16 protein-coding genes and 1 tRNA gene are annotated in these 19,147 nt (G+C 41.5%); 9 read left to right on the top strand and 8 right to left on the bottom strand.

Going from position 1 to position 19,147, the window contains the following annotated elements; all coding sequences use genetic code 11:
* The first annotated feature begins 98 nt into the window (after positions 1–98).
* Positions 99–2,522: a TonB-dependent receptor domain-containing protein gene (locus DIU38_RS25170; RefSeq protein WP_112656259.1), complete on the top strand. Its 2,424-nt coding sequence runs from the start codon at positions 99–101 to the stop codon at positions 2,520–2,522.
* Positions 2,523–2,690: 168 nt separating this feature from the next.
* On the opposite strand, the gene DIU38_RS25165 is transcribed toward DIU38_RS25170, so the two are convergent.
* Positions 2,691–3,104 carry a nuclear transport factor 2 family protein gene (locus tag DIU38_RS25165; RefSeq protein ID WP_112656261.1) on the bottom strand — a complete coding sequence of 138 codons (414 nt, stop codon included), beginning with the start codon at positions 3,102–3,104 and terminating at the stop codon, positions 2,691–2,693.
* Between the two features lie 221 nt (positions 3,105–3,325).
* On the opposite strand from DIU38_RS25165, the gene DIU38_RS25160 reads away from it, so the two are divergent.
* A tRNA-Met gene (locus DIU38_RS25160) sits at positions 3,326–3,398 on the top strand.
* A 75-nt stretch (positions 3,399–3,473) separates the two neighbouring features.
* On the opposite strand, the gene DIU38_RS25155 is transcribed toward DIU38_RS25160, so the two are convergent.
* From DIU38_RS25155 to DIU38_RS25140, 4 genes are all read right to left on the bottom strand, one after another.
* Positions 3,474–3,950 (bottom strand): DUF2214 family protein, encoded by a 477-nt coding sequence (locus DIU38_RS25155; protein ID WP_112656263.1) that lies wholly within the window; start codon positions 3,948–3,950, stop codon positions 3,474–3,476.
* 8 nt (positions 3,951–3,958) lie between these two features.
* Positions 3,959–4,363 (bottom strand): DUF4267 domain-containing protein, encoded by a 405-nt coding sequence (locus DIU38_RS25150; RefSeq protein WP_112656265.1) that lies wholly within the window; start codon positions 4,361–4,363, stop codon positions 3,959–3,961.
* Between the two features lie 65 nt (positions 4,364–4,428).
* Positions 4,429–5,004 carry a Crp/Fnr family transcriptional regulator gene (locus tag DIU38_RS25145; RefSeq protein WP_112656267.1) on the bottom strand — a complete coding sequence of 192 codons (576 nt, stop codon included), beginning with the start codon at positions 5,002–5,004 and terminating at the stop codon, positions 4,429–4,431.
* 427 nt (positions 5,005–5,431) lie between these two features.
* Positions 5,432–7,882 (bottom strand): outer membrane beta-barrel protein, encoded by a 2,451-nt coding sequence (locus DIU38_RS25140; protein ID WP_112656269.1) that lies wholly within the window; start codon positions 7,880–7,882, stop codon positions 5,432–5,434.
* A 164-nt stretch (positions 7,883–8,046) separates the two neighbouring features.
* On the opposite strand from DIU38_RS25140, the gene DIU38_RS25135 reads away from it, so the two are divergent.
* From DIU38_RS25135 to DIU38_RS25110, 6 genes are all read left to right on the top strand, one after another.
* Entirely contained in the window at positions 8,047–9,231 is a 1,185-nt protein-coding gene (locus tag DIU38_RS25135) for a DUF1624 domain-containing protein (RefSeq protein WP_112656271.1), read from the top strand.
* Positions 9,232–9,241: 10 nt separating this feature from the next.
* Complete coding sequence (locus DIU38_RS25130; RefSeq protein WP_112656273.1) at positions 9,242–9,700, top strand: putative quinol monooxygenase; 459 nt, start codon at positions 9,242–9,244, stop codon at positions 9,698–9,700.
* A gap of 179 nt (positions 9,701–9,879) precedes the next feature.
* On the top strand, positions 9,880–11,010 hold the full coding sequence (locus DIU38_RS25125) for an acyltransferase family protein (protein WP_112656275.1): 1,131 nt from the start codon (positions 9,880–9,882) through the stop codon (positions 11,008–11,010).
* A gap of 536 nt (positions 11,011–11,546) precedes the next feature.
* Positions 11,547–12,095 carry a hypothetical protein gene (locus DIU38_RS25120; RefSeq protein ID WP_112656277.1) on the top strand — a complete coding sequence of 183 codons (549 nt, stop codon included), beginning with the start codon at positions 11,547–11,549 and terminating at the stop codon, positions 12,093–12,095.
* Positions 12,096–12,239: 144 nt separating this feature from the next.
* Positions 12,240–14,483 (top strand): CRTAC1 family protein, encoded by a 2,244-nt coding sequence (locus DIU38_RS25115; RefSeq protein WP_112656279.1) that lies wholly within the window; start codon positions 12,240–12,242, stop codon positions 14,481–14,483.
* A gap of 89 nt (positions 14,484–14,572) precedes the next feature.
* Positions 14,573–14,953, top strand: a complete 381-nt coding sequence (locus DIU38_RS25110) for a hypothetical protein (RefSeq protein WP_146750346.1) — start codon at positions 14,573–14,575, stop codon at positions 14,951–14,953.
* A gap of 129 nt (positions 14,954–15,082) precedes the next feature.
* On the opposite strand, the gene DIU38_RS25105 is transcribed toward DIU38_RS25110, so the two are convergent.
* Together DIU38_RS25105 and DIU38_RS25100 are read right to left on the bottom strand one after the other, a co-directional pair.
* Positions 15,083–15,889: a hypothetical protein gene (locus DIU38_RS25105; protein WP_112656283.1), complete on the bottom strand. Its 807-nt coding sequence runs from the start codon at positions 15,887–15,889 to the stop codon at positions 15,083–15,085.
* 27 nt (positions 15,890–15,916) lie between these two features.
* Positions 15,917–16,663 (bottom strand): hypothetical protein, encoded by a 747-nt coding sequence (locus DIU38_RS25100; RefSeq protein WP_112656285.1) that lies wholly within the window; start codon positions 16,661–16,663, stop codon positions 15,917–15,919.
* A 259-nt stretch (positions 16,664–16,922) separates the two neighbouring features.
* Here DIU38_RS25100 and DIU38_RS25095 point away from each other — a divergent pair, with 259 nt between their 5' ends.
* Positions 16,923–17,546 carry a hypothetical protein gene (locus DIU38_RS25095; protein WP_112656287.1) on the top strand — a complete coding sequence of 208 codons (624 nt, stop codon included), beginning with the start codon at positions 16,923–16,925 and terminating at the stop codon, positions 17,544–17,546.
* A gap of 63 nt (positions 17,547–17,609) precedes the next feature.
* Here DIU38_RS25095 and DIU38_RS25090 read toward each other — a convergent pair whose 3' ends face one another.
* On the bottom strand, positions 17,610–18,956 hold the full coding sequence (locus DIU38_RS25090) for a BamA/TamA family outer membrane protein (RefSeq protein WP_243770665.1): 1,347 nt from the start codon (positions 18,954–18,956) through the stop codon (positions 17,610–17,612).
* Between the last annotated feature and the right edge of the window lie 191 nt (positions 18,957–19,147).

The raw sequence follows: 19,147 nt of genomic DNA, 5'->3' as shown, positions 1-19,147 counted from the left end.
GTTTAGCCGCCTGCATTATCAAATTTTAACGAGAGAAATTTCTCTCCGGGAATCCTTTTGCCTAAAAAAATCAACCAAAATCTAACACCCTCACAAATATGAAAACTAAACAAATAGCAATACGGTTCATCATGATGATAGCTGTGTTAATCATTTATAACCTCAATAGTTATAGCCAAACCCCGGTGCAGGTAAAAGGAGATATTGCTGATTCGGTAACCAAAGTGCCTTTGCCATTGATAACCGTACGGCTAAAGAATGCTGCCAATGAAACCATTATGGTTGCTGTTACTAAAGACGATGGCTCCTTCAGTTTTGCATCGGTGCAACCGTCAAACTATTCGCTGTCGATTAACGCCATTGGCTACAGTTCAAAAACAATAGCCCTTGATCTTACACATCAGCAGCAAACACTGGTGCTAAAACCGGTTTATTTAAGTGATGTAATGACCAACCTGAAAGAGGTTGCCATAACCGCCGAAAGACCGATCATCAGGCAAAAGGCCGACAGGATAATTTACGACCTGAAGGCGGATCCTGAAAGTAAGGGAAATAATGTACTAAGCATGATGAGGAAAATTCCTTACCTGTCATTAGATGGGGATGATAATTTACTGCTTAAAGGAAATTCAAGCTTTAAAGTGCTTATTAATGGTAAGCCCTCCGGCAGTTTGGAAAGCAACCTTAAAGCGGTTTTAAAAAGCATCCCGGCATCAACCATTGAGCGGATTGAGGTGATCACCACACCGCCATCAAAATATGATGCCGAAGGTTTGGCGGGCATCATTAACATCATCACCAGCAAAAAAATCAACGATGGTATCAATGGTTCTGTAAATATCAATGAAAGCTTGCCTACAGGTGGCCCCGGTATCGGAGGTTCTGTTACGGCTAAAAAAGGCAAGTTTGGTGTTTCTGCTTTTGGCGGTGGCAGCATCAACAATTCGCCGCAAACCTATAATACCAACAAACGTGTTGATACCGCCGGTACAACACTGGCGCAAAACGGTTATCAGCGTTCAAATAATAAAACCGCTTATTTCGGCACCGAATTAAGCCTGCAGATAGATACACTGAATTTGTTAACCGCCCAGTTCAACTACAACGGCAGCCGCATAACCGATCATAACGGGCAGTCGTCCCTGCTAACCGGCGATAGTCAGCCTGAAACATACCGCTTTCAAAACAATAATAAGGCTACCAGCCATGGCATTGATGCAGGGATCAATTATGAATTGGGCTTTAAGGGGGTTAAAAACAGGCTGCTTACATTTTCATACATGTACAGCGGCAACACAAATAACAAAAATGGCGACGTTCAGTTTTTTGACAGGGTAAATTTCCCGGGCCCCAATTTTCAACAAAGCGATAAACAAAAATTTAAAGAACACACTGTACAAGTTGATTTTGTTACCCCGGTAAATAAAATGACCATTGATGCCGGTATTAAAGCTATATTCAGAAATAACAGCAGCGATTTTAGCTATAGCTCATTAAATGAAACAACCGGTTTATATGAGCATGACGCAGCGCAGTCAAACGCGTTTACCAATACCCAAAATGTGTTTAGCGCTTATAACTCCTATCAACTGGCTTTAAACAGTTGGAACATCAATGCCGGCGTTCGGGTTGAGGAAACCGTGATCCGGGCTGATTTCATGAGCACGGGATCTGCGGCCGATCAAAACTATTTTAACGTTGTTCCTTCTGTTTCGGTAAGTAAAAGATTTAAAGACCAAAGCAGTATCAACTTCGGTTTTTCGCAAAGGATCAGGAGGCCGGGAATCAACAGGCTTAACCCTTATGTTGACCGCTCAAACCCTAATTATGAAGTTACCGGTAACCCAAACCTGAGACCTGTTTTATTGAACGATATCCAGCTTGGGTATGGCAGCAATAAAAAACTATCAGTAAACATCGGGCTCGACTATTCGTTCATGAACAACCTCGATTTGCAGGTAGTTAATTTTGACCGGGCTACCCAGGTTACACAAGTTACGTATGCTAATACAGGCAAGGCCAGCAGTGCGGGCGTTAATTTTAACCTTAGTTACCCTGTGACTAAAATTTACAACGTAAGCCTCAATGGTAATATGATGTACTTGTGGCTGCAAGGCCAGGCCGGTGGAAAATTAGTGAACAATAACCCGCTGATGTACGGAGCCACGCTATCAAATGTAGTACGCCTGAACCGTGGCTGGGCCCTGAATGCCGATTTGGGTATAAATAGCCGCAACCCTACAGGTTTACAGGGGTACACCAACGGCTTTTTTTACAGCGCGTTCAATTTCAACAAGGATATTGTAAAAAATAAGTTCAGTATCTCTGGGGGGATCAGAAATCCGTTTACCAAATACCGCAGCATTGTAAGCAAAACATTTGGTCCGCAGTTTAATCAAACCTACCAAAGCATGAACTATTACAGGTCATTCAGCATCAGCCTGAACTACAATTTTGGAGGCTTAAAAGACAGGATCAATAAAAACAGGACAAGGATCGAAAATAATGATGTGGCTAATTGATGATAGCCTATCTGATTATTGCAAAGGCCTCAACAATTTTAGTTAAGGCCTTTGTACGTTGATTGAAGCATTTTTGAGGCAATGAATCTAAGAAAAACAGGTTTGTGCAACAAAGAAAGGTATGGTTAATTGTAATTTTTATAAAAGGGCCCAGGCTCGTAAGTAGCTTTAAGCTAAGTGTGCCAGCCCGTCAGGAAACATTCCTTTGGCCACTACAACCATATCCAGCGCTTCGCGGATCAGCTTGATCTTACCATTTTCGGCAACCACGCGTCCCATATAGGTTTGCGGATAAACCCGGCCTGTTGAATTAACTATAGCGTTCACATCATATTCGCCAAAGGCCTGGTCAGGTGTATCAATATGGATCCTGATGTTTTGAAATTTAAAGTTGCCGAATGTTTTGGGTAGGTTTTTAAGGAAATTATATATTACGTCCCGGCCTTTCCATTGCCAGGGTAAACCTAAACTTGCAAGGTAGGGAAGCTCGAACACTGCGTCGTCGGCAAAAAGTTCAATAGCTGTATCGGGGTTATTGACATGCTCAAGATAGCTGAGCAATAATTCTTTAGCGGTTTTCATTTTTTCGAAATTTTATCATCCTGTCCGTTCATCGGTCGGGGTATCACAAAGGTGCAAAGTACCCAAACGCCGCACATTGACTTATAGTAAGAAAGAAATTGACTTATATCAATGAAATTAATAAGTTAGGTGATAGCATGTTATGTAATTATTAACAGTATACCCCCCATTTGTGACAAACAGATGTGATAACTTATTGTACATTTGCACTATCAAAACAGTGCGGGATGGAGCAGTTGGTAGCTCGTCGGGCTCATAACCCGAAGGTCATAGGTTCGAGTCCTGTTCCCGCTACCTCAGAAAAAGTCAAAAGCCTCAATTCGAAAGATTTGAGGCTTTTGTTTTTGCATGAAGGCGCAGTTATCCAACTTATTTAAACTTAAAAACGGCCATTAGCACCACAATAAAGAAGATGCAAAGCTGTATAAAATGAAACCTGATCATAGTACGGATAGCATCTTCAACCTGCCGGGCTTTCACATTGTTGCCTGTTGTCAAACTTTGTTTAAGCCGGTTTCCGCTCTTTTGCCCCATTAGCATGCCGTTAAGCACAAGCCCAAGTACAAATATCATCTTAATTTTAAACCATAGCTGATTGCCGAAGGCATTATGCGTAATAATCAGGAAACCTATTCCTGAAAGTACTAATAATATACCGCCGATAAGTAGTAAAACGGAAAATCTGGATAGTATACCAATTTGGTGTACTGCTGCATCTTTATTAGTTTGATAGGTTTTTAAAATGCTTCTGAACGCAACAAACTCAACAATATCGGTTCCCGCCATTAGCGTGAGACCGGTAAGGTGCGTAAAGAGGCATATTTGTAAAAGCGTGTAGGAATTCATAAAATTAATTACGATTTAAATAATAAAAAACTGGTGATAGCCATATAGGCTGCGGTTAACCCATGGATCATTAAGTGAGAAATATCCGATGGGCCGTTGGTTGAAAGCACAATGAGGAAGTCGGCTGCCGGAACAGTTATTGCTGATGTAAATACGCAGGCTGTTGCCCTGCGCATACGCAACAATAAAAGGGGTAGCAGCACCACTCCCGAAAAAATGTCGCGGATACCTTTTATTCTTCCAAATGGTAAATCCTCTTTACTAATGATGGGAATACCGTAGCCTATAGCGCCGGCGGCAGGGTTTATTATAAAGCGGAGACCAATAAAAATGATGCCCACTGCAATGAACAGGGTCATCCAAAAGGATGCTGATCGGATGCCCCATTGTTGTGTTTCGTGTATTGTTTTCATGTACTGTTATTTTTAACAGTACAAAACTGGGTAATGGAAATCTTCCATCCATTCACCCAGGTTAATTAATGCTTATCCCAGATCCGTTTACGGATACGGCTTAACGATTGTGGTTTAATACCTACATAGGAGGCTATATAGTATTGAGGAATACGCTGTGCAATATCGGCATAATCACTTAAGAACTTCGCGTACCTGGTTTCGGGCGAATCGGTATATAAAGAACCTATCTGGCTGATTACACTTACAAATACCTGTTCTATTGCCAGGCGGCCAAATCTTTCGCCTACTGTTACTTCTTTATAAAATTGCTGCATACCTGTGTAACTGATCATCCAAATAGTGGTATCCTCCAGTGCCTGTATATTAACGGACGAGGGAGTGTGGGGCAGGAAACTCATATAGTCACATACAAACTCGTTTTCTTTGTTAAAGTAATTGGTTTGTTCTACTCCATCATTGTTAATATAATATCTCACAAGCCCGGTTTCGATAAAAACAACGTAACGGCAAACATCGCCTGCTTTTAGCAGATGCTCGCCCTTTTTAAGAGTTTTCTTGTGAAATAAAGTACGCGCTATGCCTTCGTCATCAAAAGAGAGAGGTACGTAACTTTTAATTTTTTCTATTAACAACTCCATTGAGCTAAATTAAATTACAGTATCGTTAAACTCAAACTTCAAGAACAACGTTTGTTATGCTCTTCCTCGTTTCTACATTTGCTTTTCAATTGATCACTAATGCTCTTTCTTTATCGGAAGTGAGGCTCTTTCCTGGGAATGGCGAGTCTTTCCTGGGAACAGGATCAGAAACAGGCTGGAGGAATGTGGTCTCCACAATTTTGTTACCTATTAAAGTTGTTTTGATAGGCCCCCTGATACCTTTATTAACTTTTTAAGGCAAGAGCCGGATACGCCACCCCCGTTTTTTCTTATCGGGTTCGCATTGTACTATGCTTGCCCTGGCTCTTTATTATCTCTTCGGTAAAATAAAACGCTCTGCAAACAAGCGTGATTTTTAAGGGGATCAGAATATGCTGCGCTTGTTAATTTCCGGGCAGTATTGAAATTAATGCGCCCTGTTTTGTTCACTATCGGCACCGCCGGTATCACGCTTTTTAGGAACGTTTGTTAATTTGCCGAAACTATAGTTAAAGGCAAGGGTTACCACCCGGGTATCTAAAAAATTATGGAAGGCTGCATGTGCTCCCTCAATATTGGTAATGGTACCACTTGGGCGAAATGAGTGAAAAATATCCCGTGCATTTAATTTGATTGAACCTTTGTTATTCAATATTTTTTTCTGAATAGCGGCATTGAGCATGCCTTTGGGTATCGTAACAAACTGGCCGTAAGTGCCGCCGCTATCATAAAAGCCGCTTAATTCGGCACTCCAGGTTTTTGATAAGGTGAATTGGTTATTGCCATTGCCGCTAAATGTGCTTTGAGACTGATGGAGGTAGCCAGAGTAAAACATGCCCTGGTAGGTGTTATTATATACCTCGGCATATAAATTAACCGACCACCATTTGGCCGGCTGAAGATTGGTATTGACAGAAAAATCCAGTGTTTTCCGTTGCCCTATGTTACCGGTGGTGCTGATGAATACGTTGCCATTTTTATGAATGGTTTCATTTTGAACATCGGTGGTATAATTGTATGCAACCGCAACGGTAAACAGGCTTTTGAAACTATAAGCCAGTTTATAATTATCGGTAAACTGTGGTTTCAGGAAGGGGTTGCCTGAAAAATAGGTAAACTTGTCTACAAAAAAGGTAAAGGGGTTTAAACTCCCATAATTCGGCCGGCCTATCCGGCGGCCGTAAGAAATAACGAATACTTTATGCCCTGCTGTATCGAGATTATAGGAAAAATACGCGGTTGGAAATAGGTTTGTATAATGATTAGCAAAAGACGAGTCGGCCCTTTGAACATTACCTAATTGATGCCCCTTGCCATTGGTGTTCTCTAACCGCAAGCCGGTTTGTAATGCGAAGCGGCCTAATTTTTTATTGAAATTAACATAGGCGGCATTTATATTCTCTTTATATAAAAAACGGTTAGTGTTGTTATAATCAATCGTGCTTACGTTATTAATTACATTAAAGTAATTGGCGGCATTATCCGTATTTACATAGCTGCTCTTAACGCCGGCCTCCAGCTTTGCCTTGCCTTTTAGTGGATGGGAATAATCAGCTTTTGCAGAGTAGATATTGATAGTAGCAGGTAAATTATCGCTCAGCGTGGTTGAGTTTGTTAAAGTGCCATCGGGCAAAAAGGTATTATTTACAAACAACTGGTTACTGCCCGATACATCTCGGATATAATCCAGGTCGAATGTGAGCGCCCTGCCGGCACTATCAAATTTATGGGTGTAATTTAAGTTGACGCCTCCGCTTTTAAAGCTGTTTCTGGAAGTATTGAGGGTATTAATGGTTGAATCTAATTCACCGTTTTTGCCATATAATAAACTGTTTACAGGGCTGCTGTCATGGTCGTGCGATAAGGTGCCGGTAAATACCACCCCCCAGGTTGTTTTCGGCGATGCATAATAATCCATCCCGGTTTTAATATTGGTATTGTTGCTTGCCGGCCTGAAATAGGAAATATCTTTTAGCGAGGAGGTTTGGTCTCCGTTCATATCAAAATAATCGCGGTCAATTTCAAGCCTCCGGTAGGTTCTTTGTTTATTATAAGCAAGGTTAGCAAACAGGTTAACTTTGTCGAAACGGTAATTAAGGTTGATGCTTTCATTATTGCGGTAATAAAAACCCAGCGCGTAATCGGCAGACACTACCGCATTAAATCCCCTGGTGGTGTTTTTCTTAGTTTTGATATTGATTACGCCCGCGTTACCTGCCGCATCATACTTAGCCGGCGGATTATCCATCAGCTCTATCTGGTCCAAAGATGAAGATGGTAAAGAACGCAGGTACGTGGCCAGGTTTGCAGCCGAAAGATAAGTTGGTTTATCATCAATCATTACCAGCACCCCGCTTTTCCCCTTAAAGGTAATATTGCCATCGGCATCTATTTGCACACCGGGCGTTTTTGACAGCACTTCTAAAGCATTGGCGCCGGTATTGGATATCAATGCGCCTACATTAACTATTGTGCGGTCGATTTTTTGCTGAACATAAGATTTTTTACCCGTTATAGCTACTTCATTCAATGTTTTGCCTGCTAAGGGTAAAATGAATGCCGGTAAATTAACCGGTTGCTGCTGGTTAAGAACTACGGGGCCGCTTCGGTAATTTCTATAGCCCATATAGGTTGCCTTAACTAGGTAAGTATCACCTTTTAAATTTTGAAAGGCAAAACTGCCATCCGGACGGGTAAGCAGCGTACTTACAACCGTCGAATCTTTTGCGATAAGTAAGGTTACGGTTGCACCGTCGAGCGGTTTTTTAGCGTCATCTAAAACCATCCCCGAAATTTTACCGCCTCCGGTTTGCGCATCGGAAACGGCGGATAGAAAAAACGTGAATAAGGTTAAAAAGAATGCCTGAAGTAGTTTCATAACTACAAGACATCATTTTAGGTAAAATAGTTACATGAAAATGGTAACTGGAAAAATACATCATGCATCGAAAAATGGATTGTGCTCTTTAATGTCAATGTCAAGAAATACGCATTCGTTAAAATCTATCTATATAAATAGTACCTTCATCTTCAAAAACCTGAATGAGCGCAATTATAAAAAACCGGATAACCTCTATTGACTTTCTACGAGGTACTATCATGATTATTATGGCCCTTGACCATGTGAGGGACTATTTATACTCCGGATCATTTTTTTTTGATCCGCTTGACCTTACAAAAACAAGCGGCATATTATTTTTCACCCGGTGGATCACTCATTTTTGTGCCCCGATATTTATGCTGCTTGCCGGAACATCGGCATACCTCATCGGGCAAAAGAAAACTAAAAGAGAGTTATCCATATTCCTGGTAAAACGGGGATTGTGGCTTATATTTCTCGAAATGTTCGTGGTTAACTTCGGCTGGAACTTCAATATCACGTTTCCTATGTTTTTCTTTATCACCATATGGGCATTGGGTTTAAGCATGATCATACTGGCGGCATTGATTCATCTGCCTAAAAAATTGATCTTGGGCATTAGCGTTATAATCATATTGGGGCATAATCTTTTAGACGGCGTTCATGTGCCGGGCAGCACTTTGCCGGCTTTTGGCTGGTCGCTGCTTCATGACCAGCAGTTTTTTACCTGGCATAAGGAAATTTTATTGGTAGGGTATCCCATTGTACCCCTAATGGCGGTTATGTCATTAGGTTATTGTTTAGGCGGATGGTATACGGCGGGCTATGAGGTTGGCAAAAGGCAAAGAAACTTATGGATAGCCGGTGCCACTTGTATTGCTTTGTTTATTGTATTACGTTATACCAACCTATATGGAGATCCGGTGAAATGGAGCGTACAGAAAAATACATTATTTACCATCCTGTCATTTATTAAGGTAAATAAATATCCGCCATCGTTGTTGTACCTCCTGTTGACGCTGGGTGCGGCCTTTCTGTTCCTGTCATTTACCGAAAAATCAAAAGGAGCTGTTGTAAAAGTAGTTTCGGTATATGGCAGGGTGCCCATGTTCTACTACCTTATTCATATTTATATAATACACCTGATAGCAATTATCGCATCAGCGCTTACGCCCGGGCAGGACTGGAAGATCTGGTTCCTGAAACAACCTATCTGGTTTACAACAAACCTGAAGGGCTACGGGTTTTCATTGCCTGTTGCGTATCTTGTTTGGATTGGAATAGTAATGGCCTTATATCCTTTATGCAAGCGCTATGATGATTACAAGCAGGCCAACAAAGGAAAATGGTGGTTGAGTTATTTATAAAATTTAAAAAATGGAAGTTATAAATGAAATTTCAGGACCAACAGGAAAACATACCCGCACAGCATGGATACCGGCTTTTGGCAGCGGGTTGTTATCAGTTTTAATAATTTTTATGTTATCGATATTTTCGCCACATAGTGCCGCCGCCCAGGATAAAAATAATGTGGTACGCATAGCCAAACTTGTAATTGATTCTGCTCAATTGCAGAATTATATGGCTGCACTTAAAGAGCATGCCGAAACCGCCGTACGCGTTGAGCCGGGAGTTTTAACCCTATACGCAGTAGCCGAAAAGAATAACCCCACCCACATAACAGTTTTTGAAATTTATGCCGATGCCGCCGCATACCAGGCCCATTTGCAAACGGCTCATTTTAAAAAATACAAAAGCTCCACAAAAGATATGGTTAAATCGCTTGAGCTTGTGGAAACTGTTCCGATAGCGCTTGCCGCTAAACCGCGCTTATAGCTATAGCGCGTTACGTCGTAAATCTTGTTCAGGCTGCGGGAGCGCTTTTCCTTTTCTCAGCTTCGGGTTTTGACTTGCCGATAAATTAAAGCATATTTAGCCATTGTATTGCGCCCGGTTCGCATCGCGCATTATTGAAGCTGAGTTAACCAATTTATCATACTTGTTTTTTCCTGCAGATGAGTAAAAACCCTACGTACCTTGAATCAAAAGGTCATTATCAAATTCTTGACGGATTGCGCGGTGTGGCTTCCCTTTTTGTAGTGGCTTTCCATGTTTTTGAAACCTATGCTGATGGTAACCGCTTTAAGCAAATCATAAATCACGGATACCTGGCAGTCGATTTCTTTTTTGTGCTCTCGGGTTTCGTAGTTGCCTACGCCTATGACGACCGCTGGGGTAAAATGACACAATGGGATTTTTATAAACGCCGTCTTATTCGTCTGCAGCCAATGGTTATTGTCGGATCGATTATTGGTGCGCTGTTCTTCTACTCGCAAAGCGGCACAGCCTTTCCGCTTATTCATGATACGCCGGTTTGGAAAATGCTGGTGGTAATGTTGGTTGGTTGCACGCTGATACCCATACTGCCTTCTATGGATATTCGCGGCTGGCAGGAAATGCACCCCTTAAATGGGCCGGCCTGGTCGCTATTTTTTGAATATATCGCTAATATCCTGTACGCGCTGGTGGTCCGTAAATTCTCCAAAACTTTGCTTGCTATATTGGTGTTTTTATCGGCCTGTTTGCTGATCCATTACACGGTAATGGGACCGCAGGGCGATGTAATTGGCGGCTGGTCGGTTAATAAAACACAACTCTATATTGGCTTTACCCGCTTGCTTTATCCATTTTTTGCCGGGATGCTGCTTTGCCGCATGGGCAAACTCATCCATATTAAAGGCGCATTTGCTGTATGCAGCCTCCTGATCATTGCTATATTGTGTGTGCCGAGGATAGGGGGCAGCGAGCATTTATGGTTGAACGGTTTGTATGAATCGTTCTGCATTATCATTCTTTTCCCCCTGATTGTTGCCATTGGCGCGGGCGGGAGTTTAAAAAGTAAAAGCTCGATCAGGATTTGTAAATTTATGGGGGATATTTCTTACCCGCTTTACATTACGCATTATCCTTTAATATATTTTCATGTAGCCTGGGTTACAAACAATAAGATCCCCATGGCGCAGGGCCTGCTCGGCGGATTGGGAATTTTTGTAGTCAGTATCGCTATTGCCTACGGCTGCCTCAAATTGTATGATGAGCCTGTCAGAGATTGGTTAAAGAAACGTTTCCTGCTGAAAAAGGCATAATATTGATTGTATACATTAAACGCAGGTATTGACTCATCCTGACATCGCTGTGCTGGTAGGGGTTGTATCATAAATCAAATTGACCGCCCTTGGTGTGGTGCTACCTGTGAGTTAAAATTTAGCCGATAATATTTATACAAAAGGGGGTTAACATATTTTTGAAAAATAACATTCAATTGGTTGATTGATAATTATTTAAGAGAATGTCAACCCTGAATTGTGTTAAACCTGTTAACCCCTCTTTTTGTTAATCGGGCAAACCAACCCCAAACTATATATCGCTTAAGTATCTGAATAAATTAAAGAAAAGCTGATCATGATTTTTGATACAGCCTTTGTCTGTTTTTTATTTTCCCTACTCGCTATGCGGCGAAGTCATAGAGAGGGTGGTCCGGTTGAGCGCAGACCAGGGGAGTCAATTATGCGCCTGGTATTATATATTTTAAATCCCGTTAAATAATATTAATTGCATAATAATATAGATAAAGCTTGAAAATATCGTTTATAAACCTCATCTTTAGATTACTATAAACCATTTGAAAAAGATCGTTGCCTTAATATTGCTGAATATTTACCTGCTTAACATTGGCGGGCAGCTGGCCTTGCACCAATACTTGGTTTATAAATCGGACCGGTTTTTTAATGAACAGGTTGGGAAAGGCTTATATAATGTAAATGACCTTACCGAAGTCTCTATCCCGGTTAATTTACCTGCTATTCATGATTGGCGAACTTTTGAAAATATATCGGGGCATATTACATTTGGAAACGCCACCTACAATTACGTAAAAATGCGATTGACGAGGAATGCCCTTCACCTGATGTGCATTCCTAATTATAAAACTACCCGCTTTGCCGATAGCAATGTGCTTGATGCAAAAGGAATAAAGGGTGCCCCTGTTTCTCCAAAAGAACATGTGCCCTTTGGCAAAATGGTTTTAAAGGATAATGTAAACCTTTCATTTGTACAATTTGAATTTTACTGCCCTGTAACGGCATTACCTGAAAACGTTGTACAGCCTGTGCAATCGTTAGTAAGTTCTCATCAGGATATTCCTGAACAACCACCCAAAGCAACCTGCTGATTTTCTCCATTTAGTTCATTTACGACCGGCATTTGTTTTAATGCCCCTGGTCGTGTTGTCCGAAATTTCTATTAATAATTTAATACCACATCTATCGCGGGGTAAAGGCTTTGGCATTTATCCGCGAGGGTATATAAAAATCCTATGATAAAGAAAAAAATTACCGCCGCGCTTGTGCTGCTGTGCGGCTTTACCATAATAGCGTCATGCCAAAACTCATCTAATGAGGAGATGGTCCAGGTGCTGAAGCAGATAAATAAAAAGAATAACACCATTTCAAACCCGTTTAACCCCGAAATGAAGCTGGCTTATTGCGATTCGCTGCTTAACATTAAACGGCTTGCCAAAAGCCAGGAAATTTTATTTTCAAAGGCCTCGCTGTTGTTGAAGGCCGGGCAGGAGCAGCAATCTGTAAACATTTATAAGTACCTGATGGATAATATCGACTTTATGTCGACCGATGAGATGCTCTCAGAACAGGCCATAGCTTACATGCGTTTGGGTGAACGGAGCAATTGTATGCTTAACCATACCGGCTCATCATGTATTTTCCCGATTAAAGATGATGGGGTGCACAAGATCCAAACAGGTTCAAGAAAAGCAATTGAAGTGTATAAAGCATTGTTAAAGCTTCGTCCCGATGATTATGAGTCGCGCTGGTTGATCAACATAGCCTATATGACGCTTGGCGAGTATCCGCAAAAAGTGCCTAAGAATGCCTTAATCCCCGGCCTTAATGCCGACCCGGATACTGCAGCACAGGTTAAACCCTTTGTTGATGTGGCTGGTAGCCTTGGTCTTAACATCAACGGCCGGGCAGGCGGGGTTATTGTTGATGATTTTAATAACGACGGCTACCTTGATATCATGACATCGGGCTGGGACCTGAGCGATCCCATGCATTATTTTCAAAATAACCAGGACGGTACGTTTAGCGACCGTACGGAAACCGCCGGTTTAACCGGCATTACCGGCGGACTTAATATCCAGCAAACGGATTATAACAATGATGGTAAACTGGATGTTTTTGTTTTGCGGGGCGCCTGGCTCACCCGGGGTTTCGGTAACCAGCCAAGTTCGTTATTGCGTAATAATGGCGACGGTACTTTTACCGATGTAACTGCCATAAGCGGGTTGTTTATGCTTCATCCCACGCAAACTGCAACCTGGGCCGATTTTAATAATGATGGCTGGCTGGATGTATTTGTAGGTAATGAAAATTCAGAATCAATGTATAATGTTGATGAATCAACCTGCCAGTTATACATGAATAACCGTAATGGCACATTCAGCAATATAACCACCGCTGCCCATTGCGGAATTAAAGCTTTTGTAAAAGGGGTAACGTCTGCCGATTATGATAACGACGGCTGTGCCGACATATTTATTTCAACCATGGACGGACGCAAATACCTGCTTAGAAATAAAGGCAAAACCCAAGCCGGGGTTGATTTTGAAGATGTGACCGTACAATCGGGCCTTGACCAGATCAAACAACGGACTTTTACTACCTGGTTTTATGATTATAATAACGATGGCTGGCCCGATTTAATGGTTGCCAACTATCACTTTGATCGTACTTTGGGGTATTACAGTGCCGCTGCTGCCCTGGGCAAAGCCGTGCCGGAAGCCGGCAACATCTATCTATACAAAAACAATCATAACGGCACTTTTACTAACGTAACCAAAGAAGCAGGCTTGGATAAGGTAGTTTACAGCATGGGCGCTAACTTTGGCGATATTGATAATGATGGTTATCCTGATATGTATTTTGGTACAGGGAACCCCGATTTTAAATCGCTGGTGCCCAATAAGTTTTTCAGGAACATTGCCGGGAAAAGATTTGCCGATATCACTTCATCATCACGTATGGGGAATTTGCAAAAAGGGCATGGCGTTGCATTTGCCGATTTACGTAACAACGGCCATCAGGATATTTTTGCCCAAATGGGCGGGGCTTACATCGGCGACTCATATACCAGTTCACTATACATGAACCCCGGTGTAAGTAATAATAACTGGATTAGCCTGAAATTGAACGGCACAAAAGCCAATAATGCAGCCATAGGAAGCCATATCAAACTTACTTTTACCGAAAATGGGGTTAAACGTTCTGTTTATAAAGATGTTAACTCGGGCGGGAGCTTTGGGTCATCGCCATTGCAGCAGGAGATAGGCGTTGGCCAGGCCAAGATAATTGATGAAATTGAGATCAAGTGGGCAGGAAGCGGCGCTGTGCAGCACTTAAAAAATGTTGCCCCTAACCAATTTTTAAACATTACCGAGGGTAATGCACAATACAAAACCCTCCAATTAACAAAATTGATTTTCCGCAGCAAAAACATGCCGGGTTGTATGCCTATGCAAATGGCAGCCAAAACAAATTAAATTATGTTTCTGTAATAGAAAATATTAGCTCTGGTTTTATACCAAAATAGTTACATTTATATCAACAACAATTAAAATAAATCTTAACCATGAGAAAACTCTTATTACTATGCTGCATGTTCATTGGATTGGCTGCAGCAGGCAACGCGCAAACCAAGCCCGGTGCCAAACCTGTTGAAAAATCAAAAGACCTGCAAAAGCAATTAAAGCTCACTGATAAACAAACCGAAAAAATTGCGGTGATATACCAGGAATCATCCGATAAGTTTGAAAAGATCAAAGCCGCTGATAAAGGTGATAACACGAAAATGATGGTTGATATTAAGCCATTACGGGAAGCTACCATCTCAAAAATCAAAGCTGTTTTAACTAAAGAACAAACAGTAAAATATGATAAGCTTTTGAAAGGCAGCAAAGCAGCAGGCGGCAGTGGCTGGGGCGATGGCTGGAGCGCTACAAGCGGTCAATAACCAGTTTTGCAGTAACAAAATAACAGGCCGCTTTTTCTTCTGATCAGAGCGGCCTGTTTATTTATAAAATTTGTTTAACCCGGTATACGGTGTTATGGCAGATAGTGCATATCGTACCTTAACTGATTCCTAATCCAGGATCTCTATCGGCCGGTTAAGTACTTCTTGCAGCGGAATCTTTTGAATGCGCTTATCTTTTTTGATATAATTTAAACTAACCGGGAGAAGTATTGGCCCGGCGGTAACAGACCATCCCGGCGGATCGCCGCCTTCTGTTAGTCTTAAAAAACCGTTACTGATGTAAAGGGGCATGAGCAAGGCCTCTCCGGTATCCATCGGGCCAAGATCTATTTGCAGGGAATTAGAATGGAAAGATTTAGCTGTACGTTCCGGATCTGTAAATTTATTGATATCGGTAGGGTCAAACATTTCACTTACTTCATCAAGTTTTAAACGGTTGATGTCGAGCTTTACAGATTCTGCTTTGCCTTTTCCAACTTGTTTAATAATTAAGCAGGCTACTGCCGTGCCCATTGGCTTCAGCTTTTTTTGCCTGTATAGAGTTGTAAACTCCTCCAGGTAGGTGGACGAAATTCCATAGTCGGGGTGATAGCTTCCTGCAGCAATGAGATTATCTATTTCGTTCTTCATTACCGGGTAAACCAAAGAGCTGTGATCTTTTTGGCCGGCAGCTATTTTCATCTTATTGTATGAGGCTATGCTCATTTCGCCATAACCAATTTCAAATTTCGCGTTAGCGGTGTCCAACTGTTTAGTAAGGCTATCCAATTGTTGCCTTTTTATAGTATTGCGCTTTTGCCGGGCAACATAAAAATACAGGTTGCCAATGATCAAAATACAGCCAGCTACTATCAGGATAAGGGCGAGGCTGTTTTTAGGTTGTTTGGCCGGTATTGGGTTTTCGTTATTTTCCATTCTTATGAATATCTGATCATTGTCGAACTATCCGCGTCCCTGTACACCTTCGGCCAGCCTCACCGGGCTCAGCATTTTTCGTATTGTTAATGATTTCCGGGCGGTATCTGCCGGTTCTGTATAGCGGATATTATCCGGCAGAAAAATAGTTTTTGATTCAATTTTCCATAGCCTGTTTTTATTAACAGGGTTTGGTTTATCGTAAGTCACAAATAATGGGATTAAAATTCCCTGTCCGGTTGAAAGCCTTGAAGGTAGTTTTATAACTTGTTTCGTAGCGTTGCCTTTGGCCCTGATCTGGCTGTCATAATCATTTTTGCTTTGAGGGTCTTCAGTTACAGTAAGCGGCTGGTTAATATTGAGCTTGCTCATGTCAAGTTCAATGTCTGATGCATCGCCTTTGCCTTTGTTCTGGATCATGAGGCAGGTGATAAACAGGTCATAATCAATAGCTGTGGTGTCGTTAAAAACCTGGTCGGTTTTCTGAAGGTTTTTATCTGAAATTTCATTAGTGAGTATGGGATAATCAAGATAAAAGGCGTCCTTTTTCCGAACGGCACTATCACCTCCTGCCAGGGCATAAATATCATTGACCATGCTGATATAGGAAATTTCCAGGCTGGCCTTCAATTCGGGGTTAACCGGCGGTGGCAGATCTTTCTTAATCAGATTATACCCGGTAGTTAGTAAACCTAAAATAACAGTAATTACGCCCAGCTTTAATTGCAGGCTTTTCCATATGCTGTCTTTATCGGCTGTTTTCTTTTTGGCCATGCTTCCCGGTTATTGATATGGTTAGGAATATCATGTAGTTGTATTACATGATTGTTTTACAGGTGCTTGCAGTATAAAATTAAGAATAATAATTAACAGCACAGATATTTTATGTTGTATTTTTTTTCTTTAGTTAAACTCCTATCTTCACCTAAACTTAAATACTGTCATGAATAAATTTTTAATAACAAAGTTGTCTTTTGTTGCGATACTTCTGTTTTTCACCCCGGCTCTGCTATTGGCCAACACACATAACAGAATGACAAGAAATATAGACATCGCCGGTCTCGTTGTTGATTCAAAAACCTTATTGCCAATTGAAGGAGCTGATATTTTCGGGGCTGATGAAAATCTGCTTGGAAAAACGGATGTGCGGGGCTATTTTAAGATCTCACTTAGTTTTATGGCCGATGGGGAGATGAGGTTTAAGTTAAAGATCATTAAAAAAGGCTATAATAACATTATGCAAAGCGAGCATTGGGGCAGTTTGCCGGGCAATACAAAAGCGCTGATGTATTTTGGGTTAGATAAAGGATCAGGATCAAACTCTTTTTCAAAACTGGTAAACAAGGCGATTGGCGATCTGGATTATCATAATACGCTGGAACATTTTGATCAGGTAAAAATCGCCCGAACGTTTGATAATAAACTATCTGCAGCAAAAGCTGGCAATCAGGATGTGTTGATTAAGGTTGATAATAAGTTTTATATGGTGGATGAAACAGGATGGATCGCGATATCTTCCGATAAGGACTCGATATTGATAAACAAGAAACAATTGGTAATTGCAGATCAACTAAACGGCACGATCAAAAGAAAAGATATTAAATGGATGACACCGCTCAATGCTAAAAATACAAAGTTCGCTGTTTATACTAAGTAAGCTATACAGAACTATCGTAGTCGATTTAACGAAACGGCCTTCGTGATTAACATAGAGGCCGTTTTAAAATGCTTCATTCAAGCCCAAAAAGAACCCCTTTGAACCATACCGGCCAAAGGCATAGTCAAGACAGAGATTGGTACGGGTTTCTTTATTAAATAGTACCCGCAAACCGCCGCCATAACCCGGTTGCCATACCTGGAATATTTTGGTGCCCGATTCATCATTGCTTGTTTGCAGATTGGCAAATGCCACGCCGCTTACAAATTTATTCCGCAGTATCGGGAAACGGTATTCTACTTCCGAGTAGTTGTATTGCGTACCCTTAAAATATTGTACTACATAACCCCTGCCGCTCCGGAAGCCCGGGTCTTTGCCGGTGCCGGGTAGTTCAAGGTAGGGGATGCTGCCACTGATCAAATATGATCCCCAGTTCCAGAAAGCAACAACATGTTCGGGGTTAGTTTCAGACAGGCTGAAATACTTTCTGAAATCGGTAGTGAACTGTACCGCGTTTTTGGAGCTCCCCATCCAGCTTTGATTAATGCGGAAGCCGGCATCAACGTAAATCCCTCTGTAGGCTCGGTTTTGATTATCGCGGGTAGTGTATTGCAGGTTAAAAAGCAAGCCGTTAGCAGCATAATGGTCGCGGGCAAATCCATGTCGGTCGCTATAGATATTGTATGGGGTAAGATCAGTTGTTGATTTGGTATCCTCAATTTTTCGCCTGATATCAAAAGAAGCGCCCGCACCTAAAAATAACCCCTTATCAATTTCTTTGTATACCTTCTCGCGGATATTATAAAATTGCGAATGCAGCGCCCTGCCTTTACGCTCGGGGTTGGCCAGCACCTGGTCAGCTTCGCTGCCGCTTGATGCCTGGCCAATTCCCAAACCATAATCGGGAGATACCGTTTTGGCTGCAACCAAACTGCCCTGAAAATTCCATTTATTACCGGGTGTGTATACGTTGTGGTTAATATAAAAGTAAATGATACCCTTAGTGGTAATGGACGCCGAAGTAGCTGCTACCGATAACAGGGTATTAGGATCGTTTCCTAATTTTTTACCAGCTACAGCCTTGATACCAATTTGCGACCCGATAGTTGGATTAGATGCCACGTTGGGTATGATGGTAATTCCCGATGACTTTTTATTGGCGGCCGCAGCCGGTCGGCCGGGATGAAGTATGTTACGCACCAGGTCGCCAAAGTCATATTGTTTATATAGAGTATCAGTCGGTTTGGCCGCTTGTACTACTTTTTCTTTAATGCGCAATGAATCGGCTTTTACCGAATCGGCAGGTACAGGTACCTGGCCGAAGGCATGTACCGATATGCCTGTAAATAGTATGAATAAAACTGTTTTTAAAAGCAGGGTAGAAATTTTATGTGGTGGTTTGTGATGCACGCTAACGGATATAAATATTTAAAATTCAATTTATTGACTGTGTAATTGTGATGGGTGTTAGCTCATTTCTAAACCCCGAAATGTGCATAATGTTTGAATTTTAAATTTGTACGGGCGCTAAGGCAACGGATTTAGTTGCATTATTTTTTGTTCCGCTTAAATATTGCTACCTTAATATTCTCTTGTTATAA

The sequence above is a fragment of the Mucilaginibacter metallidurans genome (genome assembly GCF_003286435.2).
Taxonomy (GTDB): Bacteria; Bacteroidota; Bacteroidia; order Sphingobacteriales; family Sphingobacteriaceae; genus Mucilaginibacter; species Mucilaginibacter gossypii.
The sequence above is the reverse complement of the archived record's forward strand: the minus strand, read 5'-3'. Positions and strand labels throughout refer to the sequence as shown.

Coding starts and splice junctions, on each gene's coding strand:
- DIU38_RS25170 (WP_112656259.1), top strand. CDS start 99: ATGAAAACTAAACAAATAGCAATACGGTTCATCATGATGATAGCTGTG.
- DIU38_RS25165 (WP_112656261.1), bottom strand. CDS start 3,104: ATGAAAACCGCTAAAGAATTATTGCTCAGCTATCTTGAGCATGTCAAT.
- DIU38_RS25155 (WP_112656263.1), bottom strand. CDS start 3,950: ATGAATTCCTACACGCTTTTACAAATATGCCTCTTTACGCACCTTACC.
- DIU38_RS25150 (WP_112656265.1), bottom strand. CDS start 4,363: ATGAAAACAATACACGAAACACAACAATGGGGCATCCGATCAGCATCC.
- DIU38_RS25145 (WP_112656267.1), bottom strand. CDS start 5,004: ATGGAGTTGTTAATAGAAAAAATTAAAAGTTACGTACCTCTCTCTTTT.
- DIU38_RS25140 (WP_112656269.1), bottom strand. CDS start 7,882: ATGAAACTACTTCAGGCATTCTTTTTAACCTTATTCACGTTTTTTCTA.
- DIU38_RS25135 (WP_112656271.1), top strand. CDS start 8,047: ATGAGCGCAATTATAAAAAACCGGATAACCTCTATTGACTTTCTACGA.
- DIU38_RS25130 (WP_112656273.1), top strand. CDS start 9,242: ATGGAAGTTATAAATGAAATTTCAGGACCAACAGGAAAACATACCCGC.
- DIU38_RS25125 (WP_112656275.1), top strand. CDS start 9,880: ATGAGTAAAAACCCTACGTACCTTGAATCAAAAGGTCATTATCAAATT.
- DIU38_RS25115 (WP_112656279.1), top strand. CDS start 12,240: ATGATAAAGAAAAAAATTACCGCCGCGCTTGTGCTGCTGTGCGGCTTT.
- DIU38_RS25110 (WP_146750346.1), top strand. CDS start 14,573: ATGAGAAAACTCTTATTACTATGCTGCATGTTCATTGGATTGGCTGCA.
- DIU38_RS25105 (WP_112656283.1), bottom strand. CDS start 15,889: ATGGAAAATAACGAAAACCCAATACCGGCCAAACAACCTAAAAACAGC.
- DIU38_RS25100 (WP_112656285.1), bottom strand. CDS start 16,663: ATGGCCAAAAAGAAAACAGCCGATAAAGACAGCATATGGAAAAGCCTG.
- DIU38_RS25095 (WP_112656287.1), top strand. CDS start 16,923: ATGACAAGAAATATAGACATCGCCGGTCTCGTTGTTGATTCAAAAACC.